Below are 17,297 nucleotides of genomic sequence, written 5' to 3'. Positions count from 1 at the left end.
CCTTTTTAAACGTATCCAAAAAGAAAAGACGCACAAACGCACGTCTTATACTTCTTCTATTTTTTCCACATCTTCTACTTGCTCTGCAAACTCTTCCGGTGTCTCAAACGTCATTTTTCCAAGTTTGCCACCACGAAGCTCACGAAGTACAAGCTCAGATGTCTTATCATAATCAATCATTCCGCCGCCCATTAAGCAGCCTCTATTTTTTCCAATTGCATCGAATAATTCCACAATATCTTCTGGAATCTCATTTAAATTGTAGCGTTCTTTCAAGCGTTCTGGATAATGTTTCTCCATAAAACGTAATGCGTAAACAGCTACATCTTGTAAATTTAAAATTGAATCTTTAATTGCACCCGTCGTCGCTAAGCGAAGACCCACTAATTGATCTTCAAATTTAGGCCACAGAATACCTGGCGTATCTAACAATTCCATTTCCTTCCCAACTTTAATCCATTGTTGAGCTGTTGTCACACCTGGACGATCTCCTGTTTTAGCAATATTTTTCTTTGCCAATTTATTAATTAATGTAGATTTACCAACATTTGGTATACCTACAATTAATGCGCGAATCGCTCTCGGTCTAATACCTTTTGCAACCATTTTATCAAATTTTTCTTTAACAAGCACTTTACAAGCTGCTGCAATTTCTTTCATACCTTGTCCAGCTTGCGCATTAATCGAAATTGCCATATGGCCTTTTTCTTTAAAATATGCGATCCATTGTTTTGTTAAACGATCATCTGCCATATCCGCTTTATTTAAAACAACAAGCCTCGGCTTATGTGTAATGATTTCATCAATCATTGGGTTTCGAGATGATAATGGTAATCGAGCATCTACAAGCTCAATTACAACATCAATTAATTTTAATTTCTCCGTTACTTGGCGTCTAGCCTTCGCCATATGCCCTGGAAACCATTGAATTACCATGTTGCCACCTTCTTTTTCATTTATTTCACAATACGTGCGTCTTCTAACGGCCAATATAACATATTGGCTTTACCAATTACTTGATCCTTTGAAATCGTACCGATTGAACGGCTATCTTTACTAAAACGACGATTATCACCTAAAACAAATAATTGATCTTTTGGAACAGTTTTCTTGCCTGTCATTTCTTCAAGATTAAAATCATATGTAAGCGGTCCGTCAGCAATTTGCTTTTTCTGCTTGTCTAAATACGGCTCCTCATAAGCCTTTCCGTTAACATACAGTTTATCATTACGATACTCTATTTCATCGCCTGGCAGGCCTATAATGCGCTTAATGTAATCTTTATCTTCTGTTGCTCGAAATACGATAATATCAAAGCGTTTTGGATCTCCAATGTGATAACCAATTTTATTCACAATCATTCGATCACGATCATGTAAGGTAGGTGCCATCGATACCCCGTCTACGAGAATTGGAGCAAAGAAAAACTGTCTAATAACACCAGCTAATACAACAGCAATCAAAATTGCTTTAATCCATTCCCAAAGTGAACTCTTCTCTTTTTTCATGCATTTCCCCTCCACGGTTATGTAAGCTGTTCGTATTATACCAAAATTTCATATAGATTGGAAAAAGGGAGCTTGTGCATTTACAAGCTCCCATACATGTCTTATCGAATTTCTTTGATACGTGCTTTTTTACCGCGAAGGTTACGTAAGTAGTATAACTTAGCACGACGTACTTTACCACGGCGAAGTACTTCGATTTTCGCGATTCTTGGCGTGTGAACTGGGAATGTACGCTCAACACCTACACCGTAAGAAATCTTACGAACTGTGAATGTTTCACTAATTCCGCCACCACGACGTTTAATTACAACACCTTCGAAAAGCTGAATTCTTTCACGAGTTCCCTCAACAACTTTTACGTGTACACGTAAAGTGTCACCAGGACGGAATGAAGGAAGGTCAGTTTTTAATTGGCCTTTTGTAATTTCTGCGATTAATTGTTGCATATTAAATTCTCTCCTTTAAACAGATGCTCTTATAAAGTCTTAATAAATTACAGCGGAACATCGTTAATACGGCTACTGATTTCAGTAGCACAAATGTTATAATAGCATATTACTAGGCCTGTTGCAATAGCAAATATATGAAGTTATTACTGCTCTCGCTTTATTTCCTCAAGCCATTTTTTCTCTTGTTTAGATAGATCTCTATCATCTAACAAATCAGGTCTACGCGTATACGTACGGCGCAAAGATTCCTTATGTCGCCATTCGTCAATATTTTTATGATTCCCTGACATTAATACATCCGGTACCTTCATACCACGAAAATCAGCCGGACGTGTATAATGAGGATGCTCTAATAAACCTGTACTAAACGAATCCTCCACTTGTGAAGCATGATTTCCTAGCACGCCTGGCAAGAGACGTACAACACTATCAGTAATAACCATAGAAGCTAATTCTCCGCCCGTTAATACATAGTCACCAATAGAAATCTCATCCGTTACGAGATGCTCACGAATTCGTTCGTCATACCCTTCATAATGCCCACATACAAAGATCAAATGTTCTTCCTCTGCAAGCTCTTCCGCTTTCTTCTGCGTAAATCTTTCGCCCTGCGGACACATTAAGACAACTCTCGGCTTACGCTCTGTCTCTTTCGTCAAATCTTCTACAGCATCAAAAATAGGCTGAGGAGTAAGCACCATACCAGCTCCTCCGCCGTAAGGATAATCGTCTACGCTATTATGCTTACTTGTTGTATAATCACGAAAGTTAACAACACGAAGGTTTACCGCTTCTTTTTCTTGCGCCTTCTTTAATATAGAAGATCCAAATACACCGGTAAACATGTCTGGGAACAACGTTAAAATATCAATTTTCATTATAGCAACCCTTCCATTACATGAATGGTTACTAATTTATTTTCAATATTAACTTGAAGTACAACATCATCAATATAAGGAATTAAAAGATCTTGACCCTTCGGACGTTTAATCACCCAAACATCATTTGCACCAGGAGAGAGAATTTCTTTGATTGTCCCTAGCGCTTCTCCTTCTTCCGTTACAACGCTGCAACCAATAATTTCGTGATAGTAGTATTCACCTTCAGCAAGTTCGCCTAACTGCTCTTCTGGTACTTTTATTAAAGAACCTTTAAACTTCTCTACTTCATCTACATTGTTATATCCTTCAAATGTTAATAAATCGAATGTCTTATGTTGGCGATGAGAAGTTACCTTCACCGGAAGGTAGTCTGTGTCTTTCTCATTCGATATGTATAGTGTGTTTCCTACTTTATATCGCTCTTCTGGAAAATCAGTACGAGAAATAACACGGATTTCTCCTCTTACGCCATGAGTATTTACAATTTTCCCTACGTTAAACCATTTTGTCATAAATAGTATGTCACCCCTGGTTTCTATATAAATTAAGCATCTCCATTTCATAGATGGAACATGCAATCTCTATTTAAATGTTAAAAAAGGGAGAGGAATAACTCCTCGCCCTTTTTACGTTTATTGAATTTCCAGTGTTACTTTTTCATCATTATGATGTCCCACTGAATACAAGAGCATTCGAATCGCTTTCGCAACTCTCCCTTGCTTTCCAATGACTTTTCCAACATCCTCAGGATGTACAGTTAATCGATACTTTATCTCTCCGTTGTAAAGTTCCTGTGTAACTTTTACATCTTCAGGATGATCGACAAGAGGCTTGACAATCGTCTCGACTAACTTCTTCATAGTCATTGCCTCAATTACTTACCTTGTTTAGATAAGTGGAATTTCTCCATGATACCTTGGTTAGAGAATAAGTTACGAACTGTATCAGATGGTTTAGCACCATTTCCTAACCATTTTAATGCTGCTTCTTCGTTGATCTTAACTTCAGCTGGTTGAGCAACTGGATTGTAAGTTCCGATTTCCTCAATGAAACGTCCGTCACGAGGAGAACGAGAATCTGCAACAACTACACGATAGAAAGGAGTTTTTTTAGCTCCCATACGTTTTAAACGAATTTTAACTGCCATTTATAAAGCACCTCCGAATTTATTTCACACAGATAATTATATTAGCAAAAAGACTATTGCTTTGTAAAGTATTTTTTCTTAACAGAGCCATCTTTTTTTCCTTACATGAATGGAAACTTCAATCCACCTAGTCCTTTTTTCTTGCCTTTTTGCATTCCAGTCATCGTCTTCATCATTTTTTTCATGTCATCGAATTGTTTGATTAGACGATTGATTTCTTGTACAGTTGTACCGCTACCTTTGGCAATGCGCTTTTTGCGACTAGCATTGATTATTTCCGGTTGTTCTCGTTCTAATTTAGTCATAGAACGAATAATTGCCTCAATATGCCCAATTTGTTTTTCATCAACTTGCGCATTTTTCAGCCCTTTAATTTTATTTGCACCAGGAAGCATTCCTAACAATTCATCAAGCGGCCCAAGTTGACGCACTTGTCCAAGTTGTTCTAGGAAATCGTCAAGCGTAAACGAAAGCGTACGCATTTTTTGCTCAAGTTCTTTTGCTTTCTCTTCATCAACTGTAGCTTGCGCTTTTTCAATCAATGTTAAGACATCGCCCATCCCTAAAATACGGGATGCCATACGCTCTGGATGGAACGCTTCAATTGCATCTAGTTTTTCACCCATACCAGCAAATTTAATCGGTGTGTTTGTTACAGCCTTAATAGATAATGCAGCACCACCGCGCGTATCACCATCTAATTTCGTTAATACAACACCTGTTAAACCTAACTGTTCATGGAAACTTTGTGCAACATTTACCGCGTCTTGTCCCGTCATCGCATCGACAACAAGGAAAATTTCATCCGGTTTCGCAACTTCTTTAACTTTCGCTAATTCATCCATTAGTTCTTCATCAATATGCAGGCGACCCGCTGTATCGATTAAAACATAATCATGATGATCTTCTTTTGCTTTTGCAATCGCTTGTTTCGCAATTTCAACAGGACTTACTTGATCTCCTAAAGAAAATACAGGCATGTCCAATTGCTTCCCTAATGTTTCAAGCTGTTTAATTGCTGCTGGACGGTAAATATCAGCTGCAACAAGCATCGGTTTACGATTATGCTTTTTACGAAGCAAATTCGCAAGCTTACCTGTCGTCGTTGTTTTACCCGCACCTTGCAGACCAACCATCATAATAACAGTCGGTGGCTTATTAGCAACAGCAATTTTGCTTTGCTCTCCGCCCATAAGTTCTGTAAGTTCTTCCTGTACAACTTTAATTACTTGTTGTCCAGGTGTCAAACTTTTCATTACATCTTGTCCGACAGCACGTTCAGACACACGCTTCACAAAATCTTTTACTACTTTAAAGTTAACATCTGCTTCTAAAAGAGCTAGACGAACTTCTCTCATCATTTCTTTCACATCGGCTTCAGAAACTTTTCCTTTGCCGCGGATTTTTTGCATTGTCTGTTGAAGTCGGTCGGCTAATCCTTCAAATGCCATATTGCCGCCCTCCTAATCTAATTTTTCGATAGCTTCAACAACTTGTTTCATTTCTTCATTCACATGCTCTTCTTCGCTGATTAGCTGTTTTAGCTTTGCAACAAGTCGCTGTCGCTCTTGAAACTTTTGAAGTAATACTAATTTTTCTTCATATTCTTCAAGCATCGCTTCAGTCCGTTTAATGTTATCATACACGGCTTGGCGACTTACATCAAATTCTTCCGCAATTTCACCAAGAGATAAATCATCTAGATAATAAAGCGACATATAACTTCTTTGTTTTTGCGTTAACAACGATTGATAAAAATCAAATAAATAGTTCATTCTCGTTGTTTTTTCGAGCATGTTGGATCATCCTTTGTTAAGTGATTTCCCTTTACATGAATTAGTTTACATGGAGTCCAAAAGAGTGTCAAGTTTTTTTCTTAACATCATATGTTTTTATAGAAAAAGAAGCGGAAATACCGCTTCTTTCGCTTATACTTCTTCTGTTTCTACTAAGTTCGCAAATAAACCATACACATATTGTTCTGGATCAAACTGCTGCAAATCATCCATTTGCTCTCCTAATCCAACAAACTTCACCGGTACATCCATTTCGTTACGAATCGCTAATACAATACCACCTTTAGCAGTTCCATCTAACTTCGTTAAAACAATACCAGTTACATTCGTTGCCTCCCGGAATGTTTTCGCTTGGCTTAAACCGTTTTGTCCTGTTGTTGCATCAATAACAAGCAATACTTCATGAGGAGCACCTGGTACTTCACGCTCAATTACACGCTTCACCTTCTCTAACTCTTTCATTAAGTTTACTTTATTTTGCAAGCGTCCTGCTGTGTCACATAGTAATACATCTACCTTACGTGCTTTCGCAGCTTGTACAGCGTCATACATAACCGCCGCTGGATCAGATCCAGATCCTTGTTTAATCACTTCTACACCAACACGATCGCCCCATACTTCTAATTGTTCAATCGCCCCAGCACGGAATGTGTCTCCTGCTGCCAATAGGACTGACTTACCTTCTGATTTAAACTTATGCGCCAGTTTACCAATTGTTGTCGTTTTTCCTACACCGTTAACACCAACAAATAAAACAACCGTTAATTGGTCCTCTTGCATATTAATTTCGTTACTAAAATCGCTGTCACCTTTGTAAATTCCCACTAGTTTTTCTGAAATAACAGCTTGTACTTCTTTTGGATCTTGAATGTTACGACGTTGTACTTCTTCTTTCAATTGATCAATTAATTCCATTACCGTCGCAACGCCAACGTCTGCACCAATTAAGATTTCTTCTAACTCTTCGAAGAAATCTTCGTCCACTTTACGGTAACGATACACTAAATCATTCACTTTATCCGCAAATGAATTTCTAGTTTTTTCTAATCCGTGTTTAAATTTCTCTGTTACTGTATCCGTTTGTTTTGAAATTTTTTCTTTTAGTTTTTTAAAAAAACTCATACTTTCCCATCCTTCCTATTCACTTGCAATAAGTTCTTCTCCGGCATCTAAACGAACCGAAACAAGTTTAGATACCCCTGATTCTTGCATTGTTACACCGTACAACACATCAGACTCTTCCATTGTACCTTTTCTATGTGTAATTACAATAAACTGCGTCTCATCACTAAATTTCTTTAAATACTGTGCAAAACGAGCTACATTCGCTTCATCAAGGGCGGCCTCTACCTCATCTAGTACACAGAACGGTACTGGGCGCACTTTTAAAATACCAAATAAAAGCGCAATTGCCGTTAAAGCACGCTCTCCACCTGAAAGTAAACCTAAGTTCTGCAATTTCTTCCCTGGCGGTTGTGCTACAATATCAATACCCGTATTTAGTAAATCCTCTGGATTAGTCATTACTAAATCCGCTCTACCGCCTCCAAATAATTCAGAGAATACCGATTGAAATTCCATTCTAATGCCTTCAAACGTAGTAGAAAAGCGCTTTTTCATTTCTTCATCCATTTCGGTAATAAGCTGGTGCAATGTCGTTTTCGCTTCTTCTAGATCGTCTCTCTGCTCTAGTAAGAATGTATGACGCTCCGCTACACGTTCATATTCATCAATTGCCCCTAGGTTCACTGTACCTAACTCTTCTATGGATAATTTGATTAATTTTACTTTCTTACGCGCATCTTCTGCAGGCATTGTCATTGTATATTTTAGTTTCGCCGCTTCAAATGAAATCGTATATGTTTCACGTAAATGTTGTAATCTATTTTCCAACTCTACATCAAGTCGGTTTATTCTCACTTCTTGATCTTTCAACATTTCAAGAATATATTTATGTTTACCTGTCGTTTCTTTCAAATTGCGTTCTAAATGTTCTACTCTCTCTTGCAACGATACACGTTGTTCACGACGAGAGCGAATTAATTCTGAAGTTTGATTACGATCATACGCTTTCTTCTCAATCATATTCGTAATTTGCTCTTCACCACTTGAATTAGATGTCATTTCTTGTTTTAAGAATGCTAAATCCTCTTTCGTTTTTACAAGTGTCGTATCCGTTTCTTCTTTTTCCTTCGTCAATCGTTCAACTTTTTCTTTTTGATTAGATAAGCGTTGTTGCTTTTCAGCTGCCAGCACTTTTAATTCAGTCATTTCTTTTTGAACTTTTTCTTTCGAAGAATGTTGCTCACTTTTTTGTTTTGTTAAAGCTACAATTTTACTATCTAACTCAGTGATATCAGCTTGAAGATTCGCTAAAATCCCTTCTAACTCCTCTTTACGCCCTTGCATTTTTACTCGATCTTGTAAAAACCCTTCAATCTCTAAATCATAAATAGACAAGCGGTCATTAATACGATGTTCTTCTAATTCTAAACGATTAATCTCTTCTCTTAATTTCTGCTCTTCTACACGATCCACTTCTACAGTTTGCCTTAGTTCGCGTATTTTCACTTCTTTTTCTTGAATCTCTTGTTTTACTGCTTTAACAAAGTTTTCTAACTTCGTTGTTTTTTCTTCCATATCAGTTAACTTGCGAGTCCACTCTTCCAGTTCACGTTGGCGTCCTAATAAAGAAGATTTCGCTTGTTTTACCGCCCCACCAGTCATAGAACCGCCAGGATTCACTACGTCACCTTCAATTGTTACAATGCGATAACGGTATTGCAGTTGTTTCGCCAACTCATTTGCTCCGCGTAAATCTTTCGCAACAATAACAGTACCTAATAAATTTGAAACTACATTTTCATATTTATTGTTGTACTGCACAAGTTCTGCCGCCACACCTACAAACGATGGGTGTTGATTTACAATGCGTAATTGCTCAAATGATAACGATCTGCTTTTAATAACAGCTTGCGGTAAAAACGTTGCACGTCCATGTTTATTTTGCTTTAAAAATGCAATCGCATTACGAGCATGCTCCTCTGTTTGTACAACAATATGCTGCATCGCTGCACCTAGAGCGATTTCCATTGCAACTTCGTATTCTTTCGGAACCGTTAACAGTTCCGCAACAGCACCCTCGATACCTTGCAACCTATTTTCTCTAGCTTTCAATACTTCACGTACACCTTGATAGAAGCCAGAATAATCTTCTTGCATCTCTTCAAGCATTTCTTTTCGAGAACGTGCCTGTTGCACAAATTGGTATGCTTGGTATAGTTTTGTTTCATTTTCACTATACTGCGTCTTACATTTCCCAAGTGCCGCCTCTGTCTTCTGTATGTTTGAGAGAATGCCAGCTACTTTTTCTTTCGCTTGTTCGTAACTTTCTACAAGTTTCGTCTTTTTCGCTGTAATTTCCATACGCATTTCTACATATTTCGCATTCTCTTCATCTAGACGCTCGTTTTTAGACGTTTGCTGTTTAGATTGTTCTTCAATCATAGATAATTCATTGCGATGACTAGCTTGTTGATTTAAAAGTTCAATATAGTCACCTTTTAAATTCTCAATCTGTTCCTCTAAATTGTCAGCAAAAGTAGCAAGCAATTGCTCATTATCATGCAATTTTTGCTCCAACTCTTTTACTTCATTCACAAATTGCATTAAAGCTTCTGTACTTGACTCAATCTCACCATCGTAAATTTTAGCTTTCTCTGTTAATTCAACAATTAACTGCTCAAGTTGCGCACAATGCGTCGTAGCATTTTGCTTTCTCTCTTTTAACAACTCGCGCTGCCCTTCTAGTTTTTCTAGCTCTTTACTAGAAAGAAGAAGTACCTCTTGCAACGAGTCTACAGACTCATCTACCGCTTGTAATTGTCCTCGTAATTCCTCAAGTTCTTCTTCACTTTTTTGTAAATTCGTTGACATTTTAGCTTCTTCGTTTTTATTATGCCCAAACTGATTTCGAAGTGCTTCCCATTTCTCATGCAATTCTTCAATTTCATGGACAATAAGCGCAGCTTCTACTTTCTCTAATTCTTCTTTATTCTCAAGATAATCTTTCGCAATAGAAGCTTGTCTTTCTAAAGGTTCTACTTGACTACTTAATTCATGAATTATATCTTGTACACGATTTAAGTTTTCTTGTGTTTCTTCTAATTTTCCTTCAGCTTTCTTTTTGCGAAGTTTGTATTTTAGTACGCCTGCCGCTTCTTCAAATACACCTCGACGCTCTTCTGACTTACTACTTAAAATCTCTTCCACTTTCCCCTGGCTAATAATTGAAAAAGCTTCTCTTCCCATACCAGAGTCCATAAATAAATCAATAATATCTTTCAATCTACATGATTGTTTATTAATATAAAAATCACTTTCACCTGAACGAGATACACGACGTGTTACACACACCTCATTGTATTCAATTGGTAAACGTTGATCTTCATTATTTAAAGTTATTGTTACTTCAGCAACATTAACCGCTCTCCTCGTATCACTGCCTGCAAAAATAATATCCTCCATCTTTGCACCACGTAATGATTTTGCAGATTGTTCACCAAGTACCCAGCGAATTGCATCAGTAATATTACTTTTCCCGCTTCCATTAGGTCCTACTACAGAAGTTACACCCGGGACAAAATCAACAGATACACGCTCAGCAAAAGACTTAAATCCTGCTATTTCTAATCTTTTTAAAAACACGAAAGGCCTTCCTCCTATTCTCCGTCTTTATAAATGTTCTCTATACAAAAACAAGCTATTATACGGATTTACCTTCTTTTTATTTACAAACAAAAAGAAAGTTTCATTCTATGCACAAGGAATCCCCCTCATTCAAAGGGGGATTCCTTATAGTTGTTCTTTTAATTTTTTCAATGCTTCTGCAGCAGCTTGTTGTTCTGCTTCTTTTTTCGACTTACCACTACCAAGACCTAAAGCTACGTTATTTAACGTAACACGTGACACAAATTCTCGATTGTGAGCTGGTCCTTTTTCTTGCAAAATTTGATACTCAACATTGCCACTACCATCACGCTGAATCAATTCTTGTAACTGACTCTTATAATCCATCACATGAGAAAAAGCACCCTCATTAATTTTCGGATATACAATTTCTTTTAAGAATTCCCAAACTGTTTCTAACCCTTGATCAAGATAAAGGGCACCAATAAACGCTTCAAAGACATCCGCTAATAAAGCTGGTCGTTCACGTCCACCTGTCATTTCTTCACCTTTTCCTAATAAAACAAGGCTACCAAATGACAATTCGTTCGCAAAACGAACAAGAGATGGCTCACATACAATAGCTGCACGTAGTTTTGTTAACTCTCCTTCGCTCATTGTCGGATATTTTTGAAACAGATACTGCGATACAGTAAGTTCCAATACTGCATCTCCAAGAAATTCAAGACGCTCATTATCTTCATGCGGTTTTTTTCGATGCTCATTCACATACGATGAATGCGTAAATGCTTGAATCAATAATTTTTCATCTGTAAACGTAATACCTATCTTTTCTTGAAACACTTTAAATGCTTCACGATATTTTGTTTCGTATTTTTTTTCTCTATATTTTCGGTACGGCATAGGTCCCTCCAGATATAAGCCAGAAAGCCCCGCTAAAAAACGGGACTTCACTTAAGCATTATAGATGACTCTCTATGTAAGTCACAGCATCGCCAACAGTAGCAATCTTTTCAGCATCTTCATCAGAAATTTCCATTTCGAATTCATCTTCTAATTGCATTACAAGTTCTACTACATCTAGGGAGTCTGCTCCTAAATCTTCCTTGAAGCTTGCAGCTGGTACTACCTCAGTCTCTTCTACTCCTAAACGATCAACGATGATTTTTGTTACGCGCTCTAAAACATCTGCCATTCCATTCACCTCCCCTCAAATATTATATTAAATATTGACCAAAAAAACTAGGTGAAATCGATTCTTTTATTACATTACCATACCGCCATCAACATTTAACGTTTGACCTGTAACATATTTGCTTTGATCAGAAGCAAAAAACGTTACAGCATTCGCGATATCTTGCGCTTCACCAAATTGAGCAGCTGGAATAACTTTTAACATTTCGGCTTTAATATTCTCATCTAGTACATCAGTCATATCAGTCGCAATAAAGCCTGGCGCAATTGCATTCACAGTAATATTTCGACTTGCTAACTCTTTTGCAGATGTTTTTGTTAATCCAATAACACCCGCTTTAGCAGCAACATAATTAGCTTGCCCTGGGTTTCCTATAACACCCACAACAGAAGCGATATTTATAATTCTACCGTGACGTTGACGCATCATATAACGAGATACTGCTTTTGTACATAAGAATACACCTTTTAAGTTTGTATTAATAACTGTATCCCATTCTTCTTCTTTCATACGCATTAATAAATTATCTTTTGTTACACCAGCATTATTTACAAGAATATCAACTTGTCCAAATGTATCTACTGTTTGTTTCACCATATTTGTAACATCATCAGCATTTGCAACATCTGCTTTTACCGCAATCGCATCAGAACCTAATTTCTTAATTTCATCTACTACTTCATTTGCTTTTTGTTCATTACCTGCATAATTTACTACTACATTTGCCCCTTGTTTCGCTAAATCGATCGCAATCGCGCGACCAATTCCACGTGAAGCGCCAGTTACTAATGCTACCTTCCCTTTTAACATCAGTTTTCTCCTCTCAAATTTGAAATGGTATCTTTTAATGTCTCTTCATCATATATCGCATATGCTTTTACTGATGAATCAATTGACTTCATAAGTCCAGCAAGTACTTTTCCAGGTCCAATTTCAATAAATGTATCTACTCCCTGCTTCACCATACATTCAATAGACGGGTACCATAATACAGGCGAATAAAGCTGTTCGATTAACTTTTCTTGAATGTCGGCACCACGTGTAATAACATCCGCCGTAACATTTGCAATAACAGGAATATTCGTATCATGAATTGTAATTTCATTCAAAACACTTTGGAACTTCTCAGCTGCCGGCTTCATAAGTGAAGAATGGAATGGCCCACTTACTTTTAGTGGAATTGCTCTCTTTGCACCATTTTCTTTCGCTCTTTGAGAAGCAAGCTCTACGCCTTGCTTCGTTCCAGAAATTACAATTTGCTTCGTACTATTCATATTAGCGATTTGCACTGCATATCCTTCACTTGTTACTTCTTCTGTAACTTGTTTCAGCATATGTGGGTCAGCACCTAATATAGCTGCCATTGCACCTTCCCCGCCCGGAACAGCTTCTTCCATATATTCCCCGCGTTTCCTTACAGCATATACCGCATCTTCAAAAGTGAATGCACCAGCTGCTACAAGAGCGCTATATTCACCTAAACTATGACCAGCGACAAAGTCAGGTGTAATGTCATACTCTTTCAAAGCTGTCAAAATAGCAAAACTCGTTGTTAATAATGCAGGCTGAGCATTTGTTGTTAATGTAAGCTTTTCCTGCGGTCCTTCAAAAATCACTTCTGAAAGTGAATCTTGTAACACCTCATCTGCTTTTGCAAACACTTTTGCAACCTCTTTATTATTCTCTGCTAATTGTTTACCCATTCCAACTGCCTGTGAACCTTGGCCCGGAAAAAGAAATGCTATTTTTCCCATTTCAAATCCTCCTCTTATTGGAGTGACTCTTTCTCCATTACGCTTGAAATTGTAGGAATTACTTCTTTCGCTACCATTTCTCTCGTTTGACGAATCGCACTAAATATCGACTGGTCATTAGAAGAACCGTGAGCCTTAATGACAGGTGCTTTCAATCCAAATAATGCAGCTCCCCCGTACTCCGAATAATCCATTTTATCTTTTAATACCATAAGTTTTGGCTTTAATACCGCCGCTGCTAATTTGCTCGTAAACGAACTCATTAGTTGTTCTTTCAACATAGAGAATAGCGCAAGTGCTGTTCCTTCTAATGATTTCAACGCTACATTCCCTGTAAAACCATCACATACAACAACATCTGCTACACCTTGCAATAAATCTCTTGATTCAACGTTCCCAACGAAATTAATTGGCGCATCCTTAAGCATTGCAAATACTTGCTTTGAAAGCTCGTTTCCTTTTCCATCCTCTGTTCCAACGTTTAATAGTCCAACACGAGGATTTTCAATTCCTCTTACCTTCTCAGCATAAACAGATCCCATTACTGCATATTGATATAAATGAATTGGTTTTGCATCAACATTTGCTCCAACATCTAACATAACAAAACCTTTTCCATCTACAGTTGGCATTGTAGGCGATAAAGCTGGTCGCTCAATTCCTTCCATGCGACCGACAACAAATAATCCAGCTGCCATTAAAGCTCCTGTACTACCTGCGGATATACAAGCGTCTGCTTCTCCATCCTTTACTTGCTGTGCCGCAAGTACCATTGAAGCTTGTTTTTTTCGACGAACCGCTCTTACTGGTTCCTCCGTCGATTCTATTTTTTCGTCTGTATGAAGAATAGTAATTCGTTCATCACTCGTTAAATATTGACGAATTTCCTCTTCTTTCCCTACTAACGTAATATGTAAATCAGAATATTCCTTAATAGCTTTCATTGCCCCTAATACTACAGCCTTTGGAGCGTGATCTCCGCCCATTGCATCTATTGCGATTTTCATAAGTTGTTACCTTCCTCACTATAATTACTAGATCGATACATTTCAAAAGTGCCTGTAAAAACAAGTTCTTCTCCAACGAAGCTACGCACTTTGACAACCGTCCGTCCCTTATCATTCTCTACATCTTCAACGCGCGCTTTTGCAACAACACGCTCTCCTAATTTTACAGGGCGAATGTATCGAATGGTAGACTTTGCAGTTAAAGCTAATTCTTCATCAATAACCGCAACAGCTAGTGAGTTTGCTTGCGCAAACAGATGATGCCCACGGGCAATTTGATTTCTTTTAAATACATGTTCTACCTTTACTTCAAAGATAGAGATTGCATGTCTATCTAATTCAATATCAATAATTTCTCCGACAACCTCTTCTAACGGTAAAGATTTCACATCTTCTTCATGTTGCTTTGTAGCTACATGTTTAATTCTCTCTCTTAATTCAGGAATAGACAATTCCATACGATCCAGTCGTACTGTTTGTATACTCACTTGAAATTTTTCCGCTAAATCTTCATCCGTAATAAAAGGATTTGATTCGATTGTTTGTTGTAATAATTCTTGTCTTTCTTTTTTACTTCTTCTTTTCTTCATACCGCACCATCCATTTTTATGACTAGGTACTAACAGTAGTATATAATCATTAAAAGTAGAATGCAACAAAAATTTTTGTTGACTCCCTTTAATCGAGCTTCTCTCCTTGGAACACACCTGTCCCATCAAGATACGTACGCAAGGCAGCGTACTGATCATTGTGCCAAAATGCTTCTGAATCTACTAGTATCGCCGCATCTTGCCTTGCTGTTTCTAACGCTCGATAATCGTGTACCATGTCAGCAACCTTAAATTCTGGTAAGCCACTTTGCTTACTCCCAAAGAAATCTCCAGGACCTCGTAATTCTAAATCTTTTTCTGACAATACAAATCCATCATTTGTTTCAGTCATTATGCGCATTCTTTCTTTTCCTGTTTCTGATTTAGGGTCTGCTATTAATAAACAATATGATTGTTCACTACCACGCCCGACACGCCCTCTAAGCTGATGAAGCTGCGATAAACCGAAACGTTCTGCATCATAAATAACCATCACAGTCGCATTCGGTACGTTCACACCCACCTCAACAACTGTTGTCGATACAAGAATTTGCACTTTATTTTCACTAAACTGGCCCATTATCTCTTCTTTTTCCTGAGACGATAATCTCCCATGCATCAATCCAACTTGGCATTTCCCTTGGTAATGATGCGTCAGCATACTATGTAAGTCGATAGCATTTTGCACATCAAGTTTCTCAGATTCTTCAATTAGAGGACAAATAACGTATGCCTGTCTTCCTTTTTTTATTTCCTTCTCAACAAAACCGAGGACGCGATCTAACATATCATGTTTTGCCCAGTATGTTTCAATCACCTTTCTACCTGCTGGCATCTCATCGATTATCGAAACATCCATCTCTCCAAATGCAGTAATTGCAAGCGTACGCGGAATTGGTGTCGCTGTCATAAATAATACATCTGGACTTTCACCTTTCTCCCGTAAAACTCGGCGCTGCGCTACACCAAATCGATGCTGTTCATCTGTAATAACGAGACCCAACCTATGAAATATAACTTCATCTTGAATTAAAGCGTGCGTTCCAACAAGAATATCTATTTCTCCTTGTTCTAACTTCGCTAAAATTTCTCGGCGTCTTGCACCCTTAACAGAACTTGTTAGCAGTTCCACCTTCATACCAAAATGCGAAAACGTTTCAGCAAGCGACTGATAATGTTGCTCAGCTAAAATTTCTGTAGGAACCATTAAAGCACCTTGATAATGAGCTAATTTCGATGCATAAAGGCCAATCGCAGCAACAACTGTTTTCCCAGAACCAACGTCACCTTGTAATAGTCGGTTCATCCGATAAGGAGATGTCATATCTTTTAAAATTTCATCTACAACTCGGCGCTGCGCACCAGTTAACGGGAACGGCAATGCATCGATAAATTCTTGTAATTCTACTGACGGAATCTCTTTCTTCGTCCCTTTTGAATTTTCCCTCTCCATTTTCCTCAGTGTTTGCATTTTCAGCTGAAATAAGAAAAATTCCTCATATACAAAACGGCGACGCGCTTGCTTTAAATCCTCCTGTCCTACCGGAAAATGCAAAGCCTTAAGTGCTTCATATCTTGGTAATAATTTATACCGGCCTAACAAACCATCCGGTAACACTTCGACTATAGAATCTCCATATTCCTTTAACGCTTGAGCAATAAAACGACGCATCTGTTTTACTGTAAGTTTCCCCTTTACTGAGTAAACAGGCTCCACTTCTTGTTGACGTACAACTGGCCCAAAATGAAGTTCTGATACAGCAATTGTTTGACGATGTTGATCCCATTTACCAGTAATCGTTACCGTTTCATCTAACGTTAATTTTTGCTTATAGTAAGGCCTATTAAAACATACCGCCGTAATTAAATAACGACCGACGAGAACACGAACTGTTAGACGCGATTTCTTCTTACCATAATATTGCAGCAAAGGAGCACTATGAACCTTCCCTTCAACCGTTACACGTTCATCATGCTTTACTTCAGCAAGATCTTTCATCGCATAATCTTCATAACGGTACGGAAAATGTTCTAATAGATGAGAAACTGTATAAATCCCCATCTCATGTAGTAACTCAGATGTTTCTCCTCCGATCCCCTTTACATCCGTAACAGGAACTTGTACAACATCATTCAAGATTCTCACACCCCGTCACATTATTTTCTTTATTGCATTTTATTTGAGTACCAATTAGCATCTGTAATCGCTCTCTTTCACCTTATATATTCTATCATAGGCATTCTAAGAGAAACTACTCAAATCCCTTATGTAAAACAAGTA

General features: G+C 37.8%; 18 protein-coding genes. All 18 read right to left on the bottom strand.

The features are described from left to right. Positions 1-45 precede the first annotated feature (45 nt). Positions 46-936 carry a ribosome biogenesis GTPase YlqF gene (gene ylqF, locus BM089_RS14570; protein ID WP_000236702.1) on the bottom strand — a complete coding sequence of 297 codons (891 nt, stop codon included), beginning with the start codon at positions 934-936 and terminating at the stop codon, positions 46-48. Positions 937-956: 20 nt separating this feature from the next. Then, positions 957-1,508, bottom strand: a complete 552-nt coding sequence (gene lepB / locus BM089_RS14565; protein WP_000711852.1) for a signal peptidase I — start codon at positions 1,506-1,508, stop codon at positions 957-959. A 101-nt stretch (positions 1,509-1,609) separates the two neighbouring features. Beyond that, positions 1,610-1,954, bottom strand: coding sequence for a 50S ribosomal protein L19 (gene rplS, locus BM089_RS14560; protein ID WP_001186516.1), 345 nt, complete (start codon positions 1,952-1,954; stop codon positions 1,610-1,612). Positions 1,955-2,100: 146 nt separating this feature from the next. Then, the gene (gene trmD / locus BM089_RS14555; RefSeq protein ID WP_000686899.1) at positions 2,101-2,835 is read right to left on the bottom strand and encodes a tRNA (guanosine(37)-N1)-methyltransferase TrmD; all 735 of its coding nucleotides are present in this window, start codon (positions 2,833-2,835) and stop codon (positions 2,101-2,103) included. Continuing rightward, positions 2,835-3,350 carry a ribosome maturation factor RimM gene (rimM, locus tag BM089_RS14550; protein ID WP_000170272.1) on the bottom strand — a complete coding sequence of 172 codons (516 nt, stop codon included), beginning with the start codon at positions 3,348-3,350 and terminating at the stop codon, positions 2,835-2,837. Before rimM ends, trmD begins: the two co-directional genes overlap by 1 nt. A gap of 120 nt (positions 3,351-3,470) precedes the next feature. Continuing rightward, entirely contained in the window at positions 3,471-3,698 is a 228-nt protein-coding gene (locus BM089_RS14545) for a KH domain-containing protein (protein ID WP_000737399.1), read from the bottom strand. A 14-nt stretch (positions 3,699-3,712) separates the two neighbouring features. Next, a complete protein-coding gene (rpsP, locus tag BM089_RS14540; protein ID WP_000268750.1) occupies positions 3,713-3,985 on the bottom strand; it encodes a 30S ribosomal protein S16 in 273 nt (90 codons plus the stop codon). Between the two features lie 101 nt (positions 3,986-4,086). Then, positions 4,087-5,436, bottom strand: coding sequence for a signal recognition particle protein (gene ffh / locus BM089_RS14535; protein ID WP_000863460.1), 1,350 nt, complete (start codon positions 5,434-5,436; stop codon positions 4,087-4,089). Positions 5,437-5,448: 12 nt separating this feature from the next. Beyond that, complete coding sequence (locus tag BM089_RS14530; RefSeq protein WP_000891062.1) at positions 5,449-5,781, bottom strand: putative DNA-binding protein; 333 nt, start codon at positions 5,779-5,781, stop codon at positions 5,449-5,451. Between the two features lie 132 nt (positions 5,782-5,913). Then, positions 5,914-6,903: a signal recognition particle-docking protein FtsY gene (gene ftsY, locus BM089_RS14525; protein ID WP_000007642.1), complete on the bottom strand. Its 990-nt coding sequence runs from the start codon at positions 6,901-6,903 to the stop codon at positions 5,914-5,916. Between the two features lie 15 nt (positions 6,904-6,918). Then, a complete protein-coding gene (gene smc / locus BM089_RS14520; protein WP_075717457.1) occupies positions 6,919-10,488 on the bottom strand; it encodes a chromosome segregation protein SMC in 3,570 nt (1,189 codons plus the stop codon). 147 nt (positions 10,489-10,635) lie between these two features. Then, positions 10,636-11,373 (bottom strand): ribonuclease III, encoded by a 738-nt coding sequence (gene rncS, locus BM089_RS14515; RefSeq protein ID WP_001146875.1) that lies wholly within the window; start codon positions 11,371-11,373, stop codon positions 10,636-10,638. Positions 11,374-11,431: 58 nt separating this feature from the next. Next, positions 11,432-11,665, bottom strand: a complete 234-nt coding sequence (acpP, locus tag BM089_RS14510) for an acyl carrier protein (protein ID WP_000786062.1) — start codon at positions 11,663-11,665, stop codon at positions 11,432-11,434. A gap of 69 nt (positions 11,666-11,734) precedes the next feature. Beyond that, on the bottom strand, positions 11,735-12,475 hold the full coding sequence (gene fabG, locus BM089_RS14505; protein WP_000911769.1) for a 3-oxoacyl-[acyl-carrier-protein] reductase: 741 nt from the start codon (positions 12,473-12,475) through the stop codon (positions 11,735-11,737). Then, entirely contained in the window at positions 12,475-13,419 is a 945-nt protein-coding gene (gene fabD / locus BM089_RS14500) for an ACP S-malonyltransferase (protein ID WP_090977188.1), read from the bottom strand. Before fabD ends, fabG begins: the two co-directional genes overlap by 1 nt. A 14-nt stretch (positions 13,420-13,433) precedes the next feature. Next, on the bottom strand, positions 13,434-14,426 hold the full coding sequence (gene plsX / locus BM089_RS14495; RefSeq protein ID WP_000684100.1) for a phosphate acyltransferase PlsX: 993 nt from the start codon (positions 14,424-14,426) through the stop codon (positions 13,434-13,436). Next, on the bottom strand, positions 14,423-15,016 hold the full coding sequence (gene fapR, locus BM089_RS14490; protein ID WP_000747349.1) for a transcription factor FapR: 594 nt from the start codon (positions 15,014-15,016) through the stop codon (positions 14,423-14,425). The genes plsX and fapR overlap by 4 nt, the downstream gene beginning before the upstream one ends. Positions 15,017-15,104: 88 nt before the next feature. Next, positions 15,105-17,153: an ATP-dependent DNA helicase RecG gene (gene recG / locus BM089_RS14485; protein ID WP_001000823.1), complete on the bottom strand. Its 2,049-nt coding sequence runs from the start codon at positions 17,151-17,153 to the stop codon at positions 15,105-15,107. Positions 17,154-17,297 lie beyond the last annotated feature (144 nt).

The sequence above is a fragment of the Bacillus sp. 5mfcol3.1 genome (assembly GCF_900114335.1).
In the GTDB taxonomy this organism is placed as follows: Bacteria; Bacillota; Bacilli; order Bacillales; family Bacillaceae_G; genus Bacillus_A; species Bacillus_A thuringiensis_S.
The sequence above is the reverse complement of the archived record's forward strand: the minus strand, read 5'-3'. Positions and strand labels throughout refer to the sequence as shown.

Bases quoted from the DNA above. Each gene is read 5' to 3' on its own strand.
- rimM (WP_000170272.1), bottom strand. From the start codon at position 3,350: ATGACAAAATGGTTTAACGTAGGGAAAATTGTAAATACTCATGGCGTA.
- ffh (WP_000863460.1), bottom strand. From the start codon at position 5,436: ATGGCATTTGAAGGATTAGCCGACCGACTTCAACAGACAATGCAAAAA.
- BM089_RS14545 (WP_000737399.1), bottom strand. From the start codon at position 3,698: ATGAAGAAGTTAGTCGAGACGATTGTCAAGCCTCTTGTCGATCATCCT.
- fapR (WP_000747349.1), bottom strand. From the start codon at position 15,016: ATGAAGAAAAGAAGAAGTAAAAAAGAAAGACAAGAATTATTACAACAA.
- ylqF (WP_000236702.1), bottom strand. From the start codon at position 936: ATGGTAATTCAATGGTTTCCAGGGCATATGGCGAAGGCTAGACGCCAA.
- rncS (WP_001146875.1), bottom strand. From the start codon at position 11,373: ATGCCGTACCGAAAATATAGAGAAAAAAAATACGAAACAAAATATCGT.
- rplS (WP_001186516.1), bottom strand. From the start codon at position 1,954: ATGCAACAATTAATCGCAGAAATTACAAAAGGCCAATTAAAAACTGAC.
- BM089_RS14530 (WP_000891062.1), bottom strand. From the start codon at position 5,781: ATGCTCGAAAAAACAACGAGAATGAACTATTTATTTGATTTTTATCAA.
- rpsP (WP_000268750.1), bottom strand. From the start codon at position 3,985: ATGGCAGTTAAAATTCGTTTAAAACGTATGGGAGCTAAAAAAACTCCT.
- acpP (WP_000786062.1), bottom strand. From the start codon at position 11,665: ATGGCAGATGTTTTAGAGCGCGTAACAAAAATCATCGTTGATCGTTTA.
- ftsY (WP_000007642.1), bottom strand. From the start codon at position 6,903: ATGAGTTTTTTTAAAAAACTAAAAGAAAAAATTTCAAAACAAACGGAT.
- trmD (WP_000686899.1), bottom strand. From the start codon at position 2,835: ATGAAAATTGATATTTTAACGTTGTTCCCAGACATGTTTACCGGTGTA.
- lepB (WP_000711852.1), bottom strand. From the start codon at position 1,508: ATGAAAAAAGAGAAGAGTTCACTTTGGGAATGGATTAAAGCAATTTTG.
- fabG (WP_000911769.1), bottom strand. From the start codon at position 12,475: ATGTTAAAAGGGAAGGTAGCATTAGTAACTGGCGCTTCACGTGGAATT.
- fabD (WP_090977188.1), bottom strand. From the start codon at position 13,419: ATGGGAAAAATAGCATTTCTTTTTCCGGGCCAAGGTTCACAGGCAGTT.
- plsX (WP_000684100.1), bottom strand. From the start codon at position 14,426: ATGAAAATCGCAATAGATGCAATGGGCGGAGATCACGCTCCAAAGGCT.